9 protein-coding genes and 2 pseudogenes are annotated in these 14,881 nt (G+C 65.5%); 3 read left to right on the top strand and 8 right to left on the bottom strand.

Annotated features, from left to right (window positions below):
- Window positions 1–41: 41 nt before the first annotated feature.
- From CF161_RS18120 to CF161_RS18100, 5 genes and pseudogenes are all read right to left on the bottom strand, one after another.
- Window positions 42–2,603 carry a TonB-dependent receptor plug domain-containing protein gene (locus CF161_RS18120; protein ID WP_020298043.1) on the bottom strand — a complete coding sequence of 854 codons (2,562 nt, stop codon included), beginning with the start codon at window positions 2,601–2,603 and terminating at the stop codon, window positions 42–44.
- A gap of 80 nt (window positions 2,604–2,683) precedes the next feature.
- Window positions 2,684–4,257: pseudogene (locus CF161_RS18115) on the bottom strand (ABC transporter substrate-binding protein).
- 4 nt (window positions 4,258–4,261) lie between these two features.
- Window positions 4,262–5,470, bottom strand: coding sequence for an LLM class flavin-dependent oxidoreductase (locus CF161_RS18110; RefSeq protein ID WP_020298041.1), 1,209 nt, complete (start codon window positions 5,468–5,470; stop codon window positions 4,262–4,264).
- Window positions 5,471–5,485: 15 nt separating this feature from the next.
- On the bottom strand, window positions 5,486–6,709 hold the full coding sequence (locus tag CF161_RS18105; RefSeq protein WP_020298040.1) for a lipase family protein: 1,224 nt from the start codon (window positions 6,707–6,709) through the stop codon (window positions 5,486–5,488).
- Between the two features lie 13 nt (window positions 6,710–6,722).
- Complete coding sequence (locus CF161_RS18100; RefSeq protein ID WP_020298039.1) at window positions 6,723–7,802, bottom strand: ABC transporter substrate-binding protein; 1,080 nt, start codon at window positions 7,800–7,802, stop codon at window positions 6,723–6,725.
- 346 nt (window positions 7,803–8,148) lie between these two features.
- Between CF161_RS18100 and CF161_RS18095 the strand changes: the two genes are divergently transcribed.
- The 3 genes and pseudogenes from CF161_RS18095 (at window position 8,149) to CF161_RS18085 (ending at window position 11,262) form a co-directional block, all read left to right on the top strand.
- On the top strand, window positions 8,149–9,219 hold the full coding sequence (locus CF161_RS18095) for a sigma-54-dependent Fis family transcriptional regulator (RefSeq protein ID WP_020298038.1): 1,071 nt from the start codon (window positions 8,149–8,151) through the stop codon (window positions 9,217–9,219).
- 129 nt (window positions 9,220–9,348) lie between these two features.
- Complete coding sequence (locus CF161_RS18090) at window positions 9,349–9,930, top strand: TetR/AcrR family transcriptional regulator (protein WP_020298037.1); 582 nt, start codon at window positions 9,349–9,351, stop codon at window positions 9,928–9,930.
- A 163-nt stretch (window positions 9,931–10,093) separates the two neighbouring features.
- Window positions 10,094–11,262: pseudogene (locus CF161_RS18085) on the top strand (MFS transporter).
- 24 nt (window positions 11,263–11,286) lie between these two features.
- Here CF161_RS18085 and CF161_RS18080 read toward each other — a convergent pair.
- From CF161_RS18080 to CF161_RS18070, 3 genes are read right to left on the bottom strand one after another with little or no spacing between them, the layout of a single operon-like run.
- The gene (locus tag CF161_RS18080; RefSeq protein WP_020298035.1) at window positions 11,287–12,129 is read right to left on the bottom strand and encodes a metal-dependent hydrolase; all 843 of its coding nucleotides are present in this window, start codon (window positions 12,127–12,129) and stop codon (window positions 11,287–11,289) included.
- Between the two features lie 36 nt (window positions 12,130–12,165).
- The gene (locus CF161_RS18075) at window positions 12,166–13,059 is read right to left on the bottom strand and encodes an SDR family oxidoreductase (RefSeq protein WP_020298034.1); all 894 of its coding nucleotides are present in this window, start codon (window positions 13,057–13,059) and stop codon (window positions 12,166–12,168) included.
- Complete coding sequence (locus tag CF161_RS18070) at window positions 13,046–14,614, bottom strand: NAD(P)/FAD-dependent oxidoreductase (protein WP_020298033.1); 1,569 nt, start codon at window positions 14,612–14,614, stop codon at window positions 13,046–13,048. Before CF161_RS18070 ends, CF161_RS18075 begins: the two co-directional genes overlap by 14 nt.
- Window positions 14,615–14,881: the final 267 nt, after the last annotated feature.

The following is a 14,881-nucleotide window of genomic DNA, read 5'->3' as shown; positions in this document are numbered from 1 at the left end:
TCCTGAGGGTGTGATTAATAAATCGGTAGCGGCTACAGCTGTTAGAACTGGTAATCCACCTGGGCCAACAAGGTGCGGCCCGGCATGGGTTGCAGGAAGGTGTTGGTGGAGCCGGCGAGGCCGCTGACGAAGTTCAGTTCGTTGGTCAGGTTGAGCACGCGCAAGGTGGTGCTCCACTGGGGCTGGCGGTAGTACAGGGCCAGGTCGAGGTTGTATTCGTCGGGGATCTTCACGGTCTTGCTCAGGTTCAGGTACCAGCTGCTGGTCCACCAGCCGGAAAGCTCGGCGCCAAAACCTGAGTCGAAGCGGTAGTCGACATAACCACTGGCGGTGTATTCCGGGATCTGCACCGCGTCGAAGCGCCCCGAAGGCCGCTGGTTGAGGCTGTTGTTGTCGCCGAACACGGTGCCGTTGTCGGCGACGAAACCGGCCGAGGCAAAACCTGCCTGGGAGGTGAACTCGTTGTAGGCGTTGAGCTTGGACAGGTTCAGGCCGCTGCGCAGGTGGTCGTTGGGTTGGTAGCGCAGGGTCGATTCCACGCCCTTGATCACCAGCCGCGCAATGTTGTTATTGCTGTCCGGGGCCTGGTCGCGGGCCTGTTTGAACGCGGCCAGGGTCATGAACAACTGGTCAGGCACGGCTTCGACCTTCAACCCGACTTCATGCAGCACGCTCAGGCTCTGGAAGGCCAGGGGGTTGAGTTGGTTGGCGCCCGCGCCGCTGCCCCAGCCCAGGCCGTTGGAGAAGAACCCGGTATTGACCGCCAGGGAGCGGTCGAAGGTGTAGTACAGGGTGCTGTTTTCGGTCGGCTTGACGTAGGGGCTGACCTGGAACGAGAACAGCCGGTAGTTGTTGCTGTCCTTGCGCGGGTTGCCGCCGGCGAGGACGAAGGGGTTTTCGATCTCGGCGTCGATCCAGCTGCGGCTGGCGCCGATGTTCAGGCCCAGGCGCTCACCGAAGTGCAGGTTGTGCTGGCTGAACAGGGTGCGGGTGGTCCAGGTGCTTTCGGCGGTGTAGGGCGCCACGGATTCGGCGTACAGGCCGTGGCCGGCCGGGTACATGGCCCCCAGGTTGAGCCAGCCGTAATAGCTGGAGTACTGGGGCACCCCGGGCTGGCCGATCCAGGCGCCATTGCCGCCGGCCGGGTTGCTGCCGCTGAGCCCCAGCAGGTCGCCGGGGTTCTTGCCCGATGGGTCCTGAGTCAGGTCGTAGGCGTTGATGGTGTTGCCGAAGTTGTTGTTGGCGGCAATCGACTGGTTGAACTCGCGGCGGTAGATCAGCCCGCTGTTGCTGTCGTCGCGCAGGGTCCAGCCGCCGAGCTGGGTCTCATTGCGCGAGCGGAACTCGAAACGGTTGTCGAACAGGTTGTCCCTGGACTGCACCTGGAACGAACCCACGGCGTCGGTCAGGTCCCTGGAGCGCTGGTAGAAGGTGCTGTTGGCCAGGGTGATGCTGGGCGACAGGTCGGCTTCGACCCGCAATTGGGTGGTGAAGCGCCGCGAGCTGTTTTCGTCCTCTTTGCGCTGCCCGGTCTGCGACGACAGCGAGGTCAGGCCGTTGCCCGCCAGGGTCGGGTCATAGACCCAGCCGCGCAGGCTGCCGGGGCTGGCCTGGGTGTTGGGCGAGGCGCTCTGGAAGCTGCCATCCACCACTGCGTACTGGCCCTGGGCGTTGCGCTGGCGCTGGACCCAGCCCAGGGTCGGCGCATCGGCTGCGCCCGAGGCCAGGACGGGCGACCACAGGGTCGCGCCGTTCTGGATGATTGGCGTGGCGCGCCCGGCATAGTACTGGCCGCTGTCCACCAGTTGCTGGGTGGCGCGGTTCCAGCCGTGGGTGATGTTGTAGTCGTAGTAGTTGTCGTAGCTGGCGTTCCAGTCGACCCGTACGCTGTCGTTGCGCCAGGCCAGGGCACCGTAGAAGGCGTCGAAGTTATTGTCGACGTTGTCGTAGAAGTCCTGCTGGCGCTGCTTGGTGATGCTCAGGCGGTACGCCAGGTTGTCGCTCAATGGCCCGGTGTTATCGATGCTGAATTTGCTCGAGTCCCGGGACTCGCCATCGGGAATCCACGACCCCAGCTCGCCGCTGAGCTTGGTCTTGAACTCGTTGAAATTGGGTTTCTTGCTCAGGTAGTTGACGTAGCCGCCGCTGCCGGACACCGAGCCGTAGGTCACGGAAGAGGGCCCGGCGACGATATCGGCGCCTTCGTAGGCGTTGAAGTTGGCCGGGTGGCGCACGCCATAGGCGCGCTGGCCATCCTGGAACACTTCCGAGCCCTGGGCCCGGAACTGCGGGGCGATGCCGGCGTTCTGCCCGCCACCGCGGGTGATGCCGGGTGCGTACTTGACCAGGTCATCGGCGCTGCGGATCGAGTCGTTGGCCAGTTGCTCGGCGTTGACCTGGGTCACCGAGCGCGGGGTGTCGAGCACTTTGCCCTCAAGGCCGCCATAGACCGAGGTCGGCGGGCGGGTGGGAAGGGCGTCGTCATCGGACTCGCTGGCGCTGGCCTGGACCGTGACGGTTTGCAGCTGGGTATCGGCGGCAAACGCCTGGATCGGCAGGCTTGCAGCCAGCAGCAGTGGTAAACGCAAGGCGATAGCGTGCATGGCAGAAGTGCCCCTTGAACAATGGGAGGTCGATGTCGAGTCGCGAGTGGGGCGAGGCAGCAGGCTGCCTCGCCAGCCTGTCAGGCGCTGTCTTTGAGCCAGAGCTTTTCAAAACGCCAGGTGCTGAACAGCGACTGCTCGGCTTCGGCGCCGCCGACCCGGGTCGCCACGCTGTCCAGCAGGTCGGCGTAGCCCCAGATCAGCATGCCGCCGCGCTCGTACTGGATCTGCTGCACCTGGTGCACCAGGGCCTTGCGTTTCTCCAGGTCGGGCTGGGCCATGGCCGCCAGGAACAGCTCGCTGAAATGCGGGTCGCTGAAGTGAGTCTTGTTGGCCACGGCAAACGGCGCATCGGTGTGAATCGCGCTGGCCAGGAACGGCGCGCCGATGCTGCCGCCGGTGCTCAGGGTCCAGTCGTTGCGCAGCGGGCCCTGGAAGGTCGCGAGGTCCACCTGCTTGACCTTGAGGGTCACGCCAATGCGCTTGGCCTGTTCCGCCAGCACCAGGGCCGAGGTCAGCCCCGGGCCGGGGGTGGTCACCAGTTCCAGCTCCAGGTGTTCCTGGCCGGCTTCCTTGAGCAGTTGCGCCGCGCGCTGCGGGTTGTGGGCCCGTGGCCCGAGGCTGTGGTTGAAGGTCGGGTCGCTCGGCGCATACAGGTCGTTGGCTACCCGGCCCTGGCCGTTGAGGGCGCGGCGTACCAGCTCCTCGCGATCGGCCAGGAGGCGAAACGCTTCACGTACCCGCGGATCGTTGAAGGGCGGCTTGTCCAGGTTCATGTCGAATGACAGCCAGTTGCCGGTCACCGACTTCAGCACCTTGAGCCGCGGGTCGCGCTGCAACACCTCCAGCTGTTCGGTGGGCATGATGTTGGCCATGTCGATCTGGCCGGAACGCAGGGCCGCCAGGCGCGACACCTGATCCTTGAAGTCGATGATCTCCAGCTCATCGGCGTAGGGCTTGCCGTCCTTGTAGTAGTTCTCGAAACGGGTGAACAGCGAGCGCTGGCCGGGGGTGAAGCTTTTCAGCTTGTAGGGGCCGGCACCCACCGGGTTGGTCACCGGGTGGTAATCCACCGGGACGATGCCGCCAAAGTTGACCCAGGTTTCCGCCAGGGGCATGTAGCTGCGGCCTTCGCGAAAGCTCAGGCGCACCGTGCGCTCGTCGAGCCGCACCAGGTTGTCGCGGTCCACCCAGTGCAGCAGCGCGGCGTAGGGCGAGGCCAGTTGCGGGTCGGTCAGGCGGCGGATGGAGAAGATCAGGTCATCGGCGTCGATGGTCTTGCCGTGGTGAAACTCCAGGTCCGGGCGCAGGCGCAGGGTCCAGCTGCTGGCGTCGGCATTGGGCTCGGCGAACTCGGCCAGGGCCAGGCGCGGCTGCATCTGCTCGTCCCATTCCCAGAGCTTGCTGTACAGCGCAAAGCCGCGAACGATGCCGCTGCCGATGGGCTTGTGGGCGTCCAGGTTGCCGCTCTGGTTCGCCCGCCATAACGCGGCGTGTCGTCGTTCAGGGCCCCGGCGACGGCCGCTGCGGGCGGGTCGCTGCGCTGATCGCAACCGGCCAGCAGGCTGCCGCCCAGCAGCAGGCCGCCGCCGAGGGCGAGACTGTGGCCGATAAAGTCCCGCCGACTGATGAACAACCGATGATCCTGGCTCATGGCATCAGGCTCCGGCCGGGCCGTTGGCAGAACGCAGCTCCAGCGGCGCTTCCTGGGGCCGGCTCAGCTCGGCCCGTTCGCCGCGAAAGTGCGGCAGGATGTGCTCGCCCAGGCGGTAGGCCTCTTCCAGGTGCGGGTAGCCGGCCAGGAAGAACAGATCGATGCCCAGGGCGTTGTACTCACGGATCCGCGCCACCACGTTTTCATAGCTGCCGACCAGGGCGCAGCCCGGCGGGATGCCGATGTAGCCGAAGCCGGTCCAGACATTGGGGTGGATGAAAAAGTCGTCGAAGCCCTGGGTCTCGTCCTTCTGCGCGAATTCCGTCTCGTAGCTGAGCTTGCGCGCGGTGCGCAACCCGGCGTGGGCGGCCACCGCCTTGACCGCGCCACGGGCGATGCCTTCGTCGAAGAAGCGCTTGGCTTCCGTGCGGGCCAGTGCTTCGGTCTCGCGGGTGATGACGTCGATCGACAGGCCGAAGCGGATATCCGTACGCCCGTATTTCAGGGCGCGCTGGCGAATGTCGGCGATCAGCGCGGCGATCTCGTCCGGGTGCTCGGCGCGCATCAGGTAGAAGTCCGCATGCTTGGCGGCGAATTCCCGGGCTGGAATCGACGAACCAGCGGTGCAGATCAGCGGCAACTCGGCCTTTTTCAGCGGCCCGCGCAGGCCGCCGCCTTCGGCCCGGTAGAAGCGGCCCTCGTAGTGGAAGTTCTCGTTGTGCCAATAGCCCTTGACCACGTCCATGAACTCGATGGCGCGCGCATAACGCTCGTCGTGGTCACTGAAGTCGCCGACCTGGCGCTGAATCGCATCCGAGCCGCCGTTGATGATGTTCCACACCAGGCGGTTGCCGGTGGCGCGCTGGTAGGTCGCCGCCTGCTGCACCGCGACCCAGGGCGTGTAGTGATAGGGCTGGAAGGCGGTGACGAACTTCAGGCTGCGGGTTTCCCGGGCCAGCAGCGAGCACACGGTCCAGGGCTCTTCTCCGGTCGGCGCGTTGACCATCAGCGCGCCGCCGAAGCCGTTGATTTCCGCGGCCCGGGCGATCTGCCCCAGGTAGTCGATGTAGGTGAAGTGGTCGCCGACGCTGAACCCCGACACCGCACCGGTGCTGGGGCCGCCCCGGTGCCAGTCGCCACGGTTGCGCGGGTCGCCGGGGAGGAACTGGGTTTCGCCGTGCAGGGGCAGGCGGGTAAAGAATTCAATGCTCATGGGCGGATCTCCGGCTTACTGCACGCTGGGGTTGCAGATGGGGCTGATGGGCTGGTCGTTGATCACCTTGTGGGCAAAGGGCACCGAGTCCTTGAGCGAGGCGTTGACCGTCTCGCTATGGCCCAGGCCCTTGTACAGGTGGCCTTCGACCACCGAGCCGGTCTTGCAGGCGTCCTGCATCAACGCCACCTGGGTCGAGGCGGCGGGGGTTTTGTCCTCGGCGCCGGTGCCGATGAAGATCGGCTGCGCCAGCTTCAGGGTCGGGTAGGAGACCTGCTTCTGCCAGGCGGCCAGTTGATTGCCCTGGTAGTCCTTCTTGGCGTTGGCCGGGGTCAGGCCGACGCCGACCACATCACTGACCAGCGCCGCCAGGCAACTGGTGCGGGCCTGTTCGAACAGCGGCAGGGCCTTGTCGGTGTAGAAATCCCGGGGGTCGATGCTCGGGTCGTACTGCTGGGCGGCCAGCAGGGTGTAGAAGCCATAGGCCAGGGAGGCGTCAACCTTGTTCGGGTCCTGTTCGCCGACGTTTTTCGCGCCCACGGTGTAGATCACTCCAGTGCCGATGCTGCCCTTGACCCCCAGGGTCGGGGCGTAGGTCGGGGCATAGGCGGCCGAGGCGAAGGCGCCGGCGCCACCCTGGGACTGGCCGATGATCAGCACCTTGTTGGCCAGCCCGGGAACCCCGGCGACCACCGCCTTGGCGGCGTCGAGGATGCCGTAGGCGGCCATGCGGTTATTCAGCAGCGGGTGCCCGCCCGGGACGCCGAGGCCCTGGTAGTCGCTGGCGACAATCGCGTAGCCCTCATCCAGCCAGCGGCTCAGGTACTGCACGTCGCGGTAGGAGCGGCCTTGCCAGGAGGGCGCGCAGACATCCGCCACGCCCACCGTGCCATGGCCCCAGCTGGCCACCGGCCAACCGCCGGCCGGCGCCTTGCCCTTGGGCAGGAACAACGTGCCGGAGACCACGATCGGGGTCTTGTTGTCGATGCCGTCGGTGGAGCTGTAGAGAATCCGCTGGGCGCTGGCGGCATTGGGCAGGCTCAGGGTCTTCTCCAGCGGTTCGCTGCGCAGCAGTTTGCCCGGGGTGGCGGGGATCGCCTGCTGCCAGGTGTAGAAGGCCGAGACGCGGCCGTCGCCTTGCAGCGGGTCGGGTTTCGGGGCGTGGGTCTCGGCAGCCAGGGCACTGAGGGACAGCGTCAGGATGCTCAGGCCGAAGGCCAGTCTTGGGGCGAGTTTCATCGGGATTTCCCTATCAAGGTTGGGTCGTGACCGGGCCACGCAGGGCCGGCCAGTAGTCGGTGAGGTTGAGGTCGATCAGGGCCTGGCGGGTGTAGCCGGTGGCCAGGGCCGGGCCGATGTCGTAGTGGTCGCGAATCAGTTGGTTGGCCAGGGCATAGGCGGTCAGGGCCTGGTAGTGGGCCTTGAGCTGGGCATCGCTTTTGGGCGCCCAGCGTTGTTTCCAGGCCACCGGGTCGTTCTGGTCGTCGCGGCGCAGCACGCTTTCGGCGGTGCCGGCGCGGGACGACAGCTGGTAGTAGGCGTCCTGGTTCTGTTCCTGGGAGATCCACCAGGCCGCCTTGACCCAGGCCGTGGCCAGCAATTGGGTCAGGTCCGGGTGCTGCTCGATAAAGCGGTCGGTGCCCCAGAGGTCGGAGACCAGGCGCCAGTCGTTGGCGCCTTGCTTGGTCGACCAGATGATCTTGCCCACGCCCTTGTCTTCCAGGGCATAGGCCTCGCTGAGCAGCACCGCGGCATCGACCTTGCCGGCGGCCACGGCTGCGGCGCCGACCTGGGGGTTGAGGTTGGCGATCTTGAAGTCATCGAGCTTCAGGCCCTTGCTGGCCAGAAAGTTGCTGAAGGCAAACTCCCAGGGTCGGCCGCGATGCAGGGCCAGGCGCTTGCCCTTGAGGTCTTCGATGCTCGTGGCGGTGGAGCCGGCGGGGACCACCAGGTAGATGTTGTTGCCGCTGCCGCCGGGCACGATCAGCTTGCCGGGCACGCCGCCCGCGCCGGCGATCACCGACGGCAGGTCGCCGCGGACCGCGAAGTCGATGCTGTTGTTGCTGAAGCCTTCGTTGATCTGTGGGCCGGCGCCGGCATGGGGCAGGGCGATCCACTCCAGCTTGACCCCGCGCTGCTTGAGCTGTTGTTCGAGCCAGCCATCCTCGATGACCCGCCCGGCGATGCCGCCGAATACCGGTTTGCCGCCCTGGGTAAAGGCGACGATGGCGATCTTCACCGACGCCGGCGCCTGCGCCGTTTCGGCCAGGGCCGTGATACTCACCAGCAGCGCGGCCGCGGCGGCCAGGCTGTTGCGCCAGAAACCTTTCATTGCAATCCCCTTAATGGCTGGCCGACGCCAGTGCGTCGGTCATCAAGTTGCCGAACCCGCAGGTTGGCTGTCGCAAGGGAGAGAGCAGATTGCATGCCAGCGCCTGGAAAAAGCCCTGCAGGCCTTGTGCGCCAAGGCTTTGCGCGTGCGACCAGGCGCTCGGGCGGCGGCTGCGTTGCTGATCTGTGAACAGTGCGGCTGCTGGGCGGTTGCTGCTCCAGCAGCAATGGGTGGGCTGCAGGTAGGTATATCTCTTTATGGAATATACAAATACGAATTGATAATTTTTTGGTCTAGCTTTCTTCGTGCACTATTGAGCCCGCGCTTTTACTGCCAGGAATGCACCATGTCGCTGATCACCCATCCCCACGCTCGCGAATTGACCAAGTCGGTGCGGGCCACCGTCCTGGTGTTCAAGGACCCGCGCTCCCAGGAATTGCTCAGCCGCATCGAGCGCCTGGCCCCCAGTGAGGCCAACACCCTGATCATTGGCGAGACCGGCACCGGCAAGGAGCTGGTGGCCCGACATATCCATCACCTGAGCCGCCGCGGACGCGAGCCCTTTGTCGCCGTGAACTGCGGCGCCTTCGCCGAAAGCCTGGTGGAGAGCGAGCTGTTCGGCCACGAAAAAGGCGCCTTTACCGGTGCCACCACGAACAAGGCCGGCTGGTTCGAGGCGGCCAATGGCGGCACGCTGTTTCTCGATGAGATCGGCGATTTACCGCTGAACATGCAGGTCAAGCTGCTGCGGGTGTTGCAGGAGCGCGAAGTGGTGCGCCTGGGGTCACGCACGCCGATCCCGATCAATGTGCGGCTGGTGGCGGCGACCAACGTCAACCTGGCGGACGCCGTGGTGGCCGGGCATTTTCGCGAAGACCTGTTCTACCGCTTGCACGTCGCCACCATCCGCCTGCCACCGCTGCGCGAGCGCCCGGGGGACATTCTGCCCCTGGCGGAGTTTTTCCTCGAGGAGCACTGCCAGCGCCTGGGGTACAACCGCGCCTCGCTGACCATCGAGGCTGAGCGCAAGCTGCTGGAACACAGCTGGCCAGGCAACATCCGCGAGTTGGAAAACGCCATTCACCACGCCTTGCTGGTGTGCCGCAACCAACGGGTGGCGCCAGCCGACCTGCACCTGGTGGACATGCGTTCATCCGGCATTCGCCAGGACCAGGCGGCCCAGGCCGTGCACGCCATCGCCGGCCCGGTGGATCTCGAAAGCGCGCTCAACGCCCTGTTCGAGCAGAACATCCCGGACCTCTACGAGCACATCGAAGAAACCATCTTTCGCGCCGCCTACCGCTACTGCCACGGCAACCAGCTGCAAACCGGGCGCCTGCTCAATATCAGCCGCAACATCGTGCGTGCGCGCCTGGAAAAAATCGGCGAACTGAGCCGTCCGGCCTCGGGGGAATAACCACCGACCTGCCCGGTGCCCGGCCTGGAGGCCAGGCCGAGGCAGGGCGGGTTTTTTACCTGGGGTGATTGACGGCTGGGGAAGCTTGCTCTAGTTTGTGGAACGTTCATTCCAGTACAGGTGATTACCGTGCGCCCCAAGGAGTTCGACCCCGAGCAGATTGCCGATGCCGCGATGCAGGTGTTCTGGCAGCGCGGTTACGCCGCGACCTCGATCCAGGATCTGGTGGAAGGCACCGGTCTGAGCCGCAGCAGCCTGTACAACGCGTTCGACAGCAAGCACGGGTTGTACACCTGTGCCCTCAAGCGCTATCAGGAGCGGAGCAACGCCAATATCGTTCTGCTGGCCCAGGACGCACCGGCAAAGGAGCTGGTGCGCCAGTTGCTGCTGCGCATCGTCGACGATGAACTTGATGACACGCAGCGCCTGGGATGCCTGGCGGCCAATGCCGCGCTGGAGGTGGCGGGGCAGGACCCAGTGGTGGCCGAACTTGTGGCGCAGAACTTTCGCCGGGTCGAAGCCGCGCTGGAACGGGTGTTGCGCCGGGGGCAGGAACAGGGCGATATCGATCCCGATAAAAACCCACGGGCCCTGGCCAGTTTTGTGGTCTGTACGGTCCAGGGCCTGCGGGTGCTGGGCAAGGGCAGTGCGGCCGATGAGCGCCGTGAACGCTTGTCGAATGTGCTTGAGGTTGTTCTGCAAAGCCTTTGATTAATAAGTAAATAAAATTTTATACGGGTTGAAGCCTGGGCTTCGTCGTGAAAAATTTTGCCTAATTCTGGAATGATCATTCCATAAATTGCATGGCCCTTCGCCGAGGCTCATCGAGCCTGGCGACCGGCCCTTTATCACCCCCAAAAAAGGAGAGTCTTCGATGCCCATCCCTAATCCCGGGTTGCCGATCTGGCGCCTGTTGGCATTCACCGTGGCCGGCTTTATGACCATCATGACCGAGACCATGCCCGCCGGCCTGCTGCCTCAGATCAGCCAAGGACTGGGTATTTCCCAGGCCATGGCCGGGCAGTTGATCAGCCTGTATGCCCTGGGTTCGGTGGCGGCGGCGATCCCCCTGGTGGCGGCGACTCGCAGCTGGCGCAGAAGGCCGCTGTTGTTGCTGGCGATCGGCGGCTTGCTGCTGTTCAACAGCCTGACCGCACTCTCGACCTATTACCCGCTGACCCTGGCCGCGCGGTTTATTGCCGGTATGGCCGCGGGGCTGATCTGGGGCCTGCTGGCCGGTTATGCCCGGCGCATGGTGCCGGAATCGTTGCAGGGCCGGGCCCTGGCGGTGGTCGGGGTCGGCCAGCCGCTGGCCCTGTGCCTGGGGGTGCCACTGGGGGCCTGGCTGGGCAGCATGATCGAGTGGCGCAGTATTTTCTGGATCATGTCGGCGCTGGCCGCGCTGCTGTTGCTCTGGGTGCGCTTGGCAGTGCCGGACTACGCCGGCCAGGCGCCGACCCGGCGCCAGCCGGTGGCGCGGATCTTCCTCACCCGGGGCATTCCTTCGGCGCTGCTGGTGATCTTTGTCTGGATACTCGCCCACAACATTTTGTACACCTACATCGCGCCATTCCTGGCCACGGTGGGGCTGGGCGAGTATCTGGATCGGGTGTTGCTGCTGTTCGGCCTGGCATCGATTGTCGGCATCTGGCTGACCGGCCTGCTGGTCGACCGCTGGCTGCGGGTCCTGACCCTGTGCAGCCTGGCGGCCTTTGCTCTGGCCGCGCTGGTACTGGGCATCGGCGCGGGCCAGCCGCTGGTGATCTACCTCGGGGTGGCGGCCTGGGGCCTGACCTTCGGCGGCGCGCCAACCCTGCTGCAAACCGCCGTGGCCGACGCTGCGGGTGACGGCGCGGACGTGGCGCAGTCGATGCTGGTGACCATCTTCAACCTGGCGATTGCCGGCGGTGGCATGGTCGGTGGCCTGCTGTTGAAGCCTTCCCCTGGGCCATGGCCGCCCTGGCCCTGGTCGGCCTGGCCACGGTGTGGGTCGCCAGCAGCCACGCCTTCAAGCCCGGGCAGCGTCTGGCGGGCTGCGGCTGATACCACGCCGAGGCCCGCCGCCGGCTATTGGCCGCGGGCCTCGGCCTTGGTCAGGGCGATGGCGTCGACCAGGCCATCGATGCCCTGCAGCAGTTCGCGGTTGTCGTGGTCCCAGGGGTGGAAGCCCGGCTTGAAGAACTGCAACCAGGGCAGGGCGATATTCGGGAACACGCCGCGTCGGCCGTACAGGTACTTGACCACCCGCCACAGGCCGCGCAGATGGCCGCCACGCTTGCGGTCGGCGATCAGCATGCGCAGGTGAAAATCAAACACCACCAGCCAGAACATCAGGGTGGTGAACAGCATGCTCGAGGTGCGGATCAGGTAGCGCTTGGGCCCGGGCTTGAGCACGGTGTTCCAGACGTCGTAGGACACCGCCTTGTGTTCGGTTTCCTCCAGTGCGTGCCACATCCACATCTGCCGGTAGCCTTCGACCGAGTTGCCGAAGCGCGTCGGGTCGCGCAGCAACAGGTCGGCGAGGATCGCCGTGTAATGCTCCAGGGCCACGGTCACCGCCAGGTTGAATGCGGCCGGGAAGTGTTTTTTCTGGAAGTCGAGGATCGCCCGCAGCCGCCGGTCGAGCGTGTGCGCCGGCAGCCCGGCGGCCTGCAACAGGTCGTTGTAGCGCAGGTGCTCGCGGCTGTGCATGGCTTCCTGGCCGATAAAACCCTGGATCTGCTGTTTCAACAGCGGGTCGTGAATCTGCTCGCGGTAATGGCGCACGCTGTCCATGAAAAACAGCTCGCCGGCGGGAAACAGCAACGAAAGCGCATTGAAGAACTGGGTGACGTGGCTGCCTTGTTCATGCCAGTCGCAGGCGCGGTCGGCGGGCAGTTCAGGCTGGATGTCGCGGCGGATGGGCAGCATGGCTGGCGCTCCTCTAGACAGTAAGGGTCGGGCGGCTCACAGGCCGCGTTCGTTATTGGCCTGGTAGACCTGGTGCTTGCGCCGGTGGGCCACCAGGCGCCGGGTGGCGAACACCAGCAGCGCCTGATAGGCGCCGGGCAGCAGGCGCACGAACAGGTCGAGAAAACGCGCGTCGCGGCCGATCAGCACCCGGCGCTTGTTCTTGCGCACCCCATGCAGAATCACCTTGGCCGCCTGCTCGGCGGAGGTGATGAAGAGTTTTTCGAAGTCCTCCCGGGCCTGCTGCTCGCTGTCGATCAGAAACCCCTTGAGGTTGTCGGTGATCCGGCTGGAGCGGGCGATATCGGTGCGGATCCCGCCGGGGTAGACGCAGGTGGCGGACACGCCGTTGGCTTGCATGTCCAGCTCCTGGCGCAGGGAGTCGGTGAAGCCGCGCACCGCGAACTTGGTGGCGTTGTAGGCGCTCATCCCCGGTTGGGAAAACAGCCCGAAGACGCTGGAGGTGTTGACGATGTGGCCTTCGCCGGCCTGCTTGAGGTAGGGCAGGAAGGCCTGGGTGCCATGCACCACGCCCCAGAAGTTGACGTCGACGATCCACTCCAGGTCAGCCAGGCTCGACCCTTCCACCGTGCTCGACAGCGCCACCCCGGCGTTGTTGAACAGCAGGTGGACCTGCCCATGCTCGGCGGCGCTGTGGGCGGCCCAGGCGAACATCGCCGCACGGTCGCCGACGTCCAGCTCCTGGGCCGTGATGCGCAGCGGCAGCAGGGTGGCGGCGCGGGCCAGCTCCACGGTGTGGGCCAGGCCCTGGGCATTTTTATCCGCCAGTGCCAGGTGGCAGCCTTCGCGCGCCAGGTTGATCGCCAATGCGCGGCCCATGCCGGACGCGGCCCCGGTGATGGCGGCGACTTTGCCGTTAAAGTTTTTCATCGGTGGCGGCCTCGTGCAGGTGGGAGTGGCTGGGCGCGTGCTGGGGGGCCGGATGGGCGTCGTGCCGGGCGCCGGCGTTCAGGTAGTCCTTGAGTTCGAAGCGGGCGGTGGCCTGGCGAAAGCGCCAGGTCGACCCCGGCCACAGCGTGGTGTTGTGGCCGGTGCGCGGGTCCAGGTACCAGCTGCGGCAGCCGCCGGTGGACCAGATCGCGCCCTTGAGTTGTTGCTGCAGGCGTGCGTTGTAGAGGCTCTCGACCCCGGCCTTGACCTCCAGCGTGGCCAGGCCCTGGCCGCGCATCTGCGCCAGGGCCTTGAGGATGTACTCGACCTGGGCCTCGATCATCAGAATCATCGAGTTGTGCCCCAGCCCGGTATTGGGCCCGATAATCATGAACAGATTGGGGAATTGCGGCACGCAGGTGCCAAGGTAGGCGTGGGCGCCGTTGGCCCAGCTGTCCATGATGTCCACCCCGCCACGGCCGATCAGCAAGCCGCGGGGCAGGGGCTCGGTGGCCTGGAAACCGGTGCCGAAGATGATGCAGTCGACCGGGTGCTTGACCCCGTCGGCGGTCACCACGCCATCGGCTTCGACCCGGGCAATGTCCTGGGTCACCACCTGCACGTTGCGGCGTGACAGCGCCGGGTAATAGTCGTTGGAGATCAGGATGCGCTTGCAGCCGATGGTGTAGTCGGGCGTCAGGCTGCGACGCAGGGCCGGGTCGGCGACCTGGCGCCGCAGATGGCGCAGGGCCATGCGCTGCACCAGGCGCATCAGCCTCGGGCGATGGGCGAAGGCGATGACCCGGCTTTCCAGGGCCCAGTAGATGGCCGAGCGCACCAGTTTCTGGGTCCACGGCAGGTGCTTGAATGCCCAGCGTTCGGCGGGCGACAGCACGCGATCAGGTTTGGGCAGGATCCACGGCGGGGTTCGCTGGAACAACGCGAGTTGCGCCACCTGCGGCGCAATCTGCGGCACGAACTGAATGGCGCTGGCCCCGGTGCCGATCACCGCCACGCGCTTGCCCTGCAGCGGGTACTGGTGGTCCCAGTGCTGGGAATGAAAGCGCTGGCCCTGGAATGCGTCCAGGCCCGGGATCGGCGGGATGGCCGGGCGCGACAGGCCGCCCATGCCCGACACCAGCACCCGTGCACTGACCTGGCAGCCGTTGCTGAAGTGCAGCGCCCAGCGCTGGCGCTGTTCATCGAAGGTGGCGCGCTGCAAGCCCATGCCCAGCCGCAGGTGCGGGGTCAGACCAAAGCGCTGCGCGCAGTCTTCGAGGTAGGTGCGGATTTCCGCCTGGGGCGCGAACTGGCGGCTCCAGTTCGGGTTGGGCGCAAAGGAAAACGAATAGACATGGGACTGCACGTCGCAGGCGCAGCCCGGGTAGTGATTGTCGCGCCAGGTGCCGCCGAGGGCGTCGGCCTGTTCGGCAATAAAGAAGTCGGCAAGGCCTGCCTGCTTGAGTTTGATGGCCATGCACAGCCCGGCGAATCCGGAGCCGATGATCGCGATGTCAACGGTTTCCCAATCCTGGGGCGGCGAGTACGCATTCATGGTGTGTACCTCGATTGTGGTGACGCCTGAGGGTGACTTTCGTCGGTGGATGAAATCTCAGCATTGCATAATTAAAATTTATGTTTTAAAAAATAATTTAAATAATGTACCTGAAAAATTCACCGACGCCAGTGGCCTGTACCCGGCAAGGGATTCATCGCAGCGGCTGCGATGGCCTGAAACCGGACAGCAGGCCCGGGGCAGGGGGATCGCCGTCATCAGGATCAATTCCGGTCCGGGGCATGGCGCAGGGAAGCCGAGGGGGCG

Origin of the sequence: Pseudomonas sp. CF161 (assembly GCF_000416215.1) — a bacterium.
GTDB lineage: Bacteria > Pseudomonadota > Gammaproteobacteria > Pseudomonadales > Pseudomonadaceae > Aquipseudomonas.
The sequence above is the reverse complement of the archived record's forward strand: the minus strand, read 5'-3'. Positions and strand labels throughout refer to the sequence as shown.

Coding starts and splice junctions, on each gene's coding strand:
- CF161_RS18120 (WP_020298043.1), bottom strand. CDS start 2,603: ATGCACGCTATCGCCTTGCGTTTACCACTGCTGCTGGCTGCAAGCCTG.
- CF161_RS18110 (WP_020298041.1), bottom strand. CDS start 5,470: ATGAGCATTGAATTCTTTACCCGCCTGCCCCTGCACGGCGAAACCCAG.
- CF161_RS18105 (WP_020298040.1), bottom strand. CDS start 6,709: ATGAAACTCGCCCCAAGACTGGCCTTCGGCCTGAGCATCCTGACGCTG.
- CF161_RS18100 (WP_020298039.1), bottom strand. CDS start 7,802: ATGAAAGGTTTCTGGCGCAACAGCCTGGCCGCCGCGGCCGCGCTGCTG.
- CF161_RS18095 (WP_020298038.1), top strand. CDS start 8,149: ATGTCGCTGATCACCCATCCCCACGCTCGCGAATTGACCAAGTCGGTG.
- CF161_RS18080 (WP_020298035.1), bottom strand. CDS start 12,129: ATGCTGCCCATCCGCCGCGACATCCAGCCTGAACTGCCCGCCGACCGC.
- CF161_RS18075 (WP_020298034.1), bottom strand. CDS start 13,059: ATGAAAAACTTTAACGGCAAAGTCGCCGCCATCACCGGGGCCGCGTCC.
- CF161_RS18070 (WP_020298033.1), bottom strand. CDS start 14,614: ATGAATGCGTACTCGCCGCCCCAGGATTGGGAAACCGTTGACATCGCG.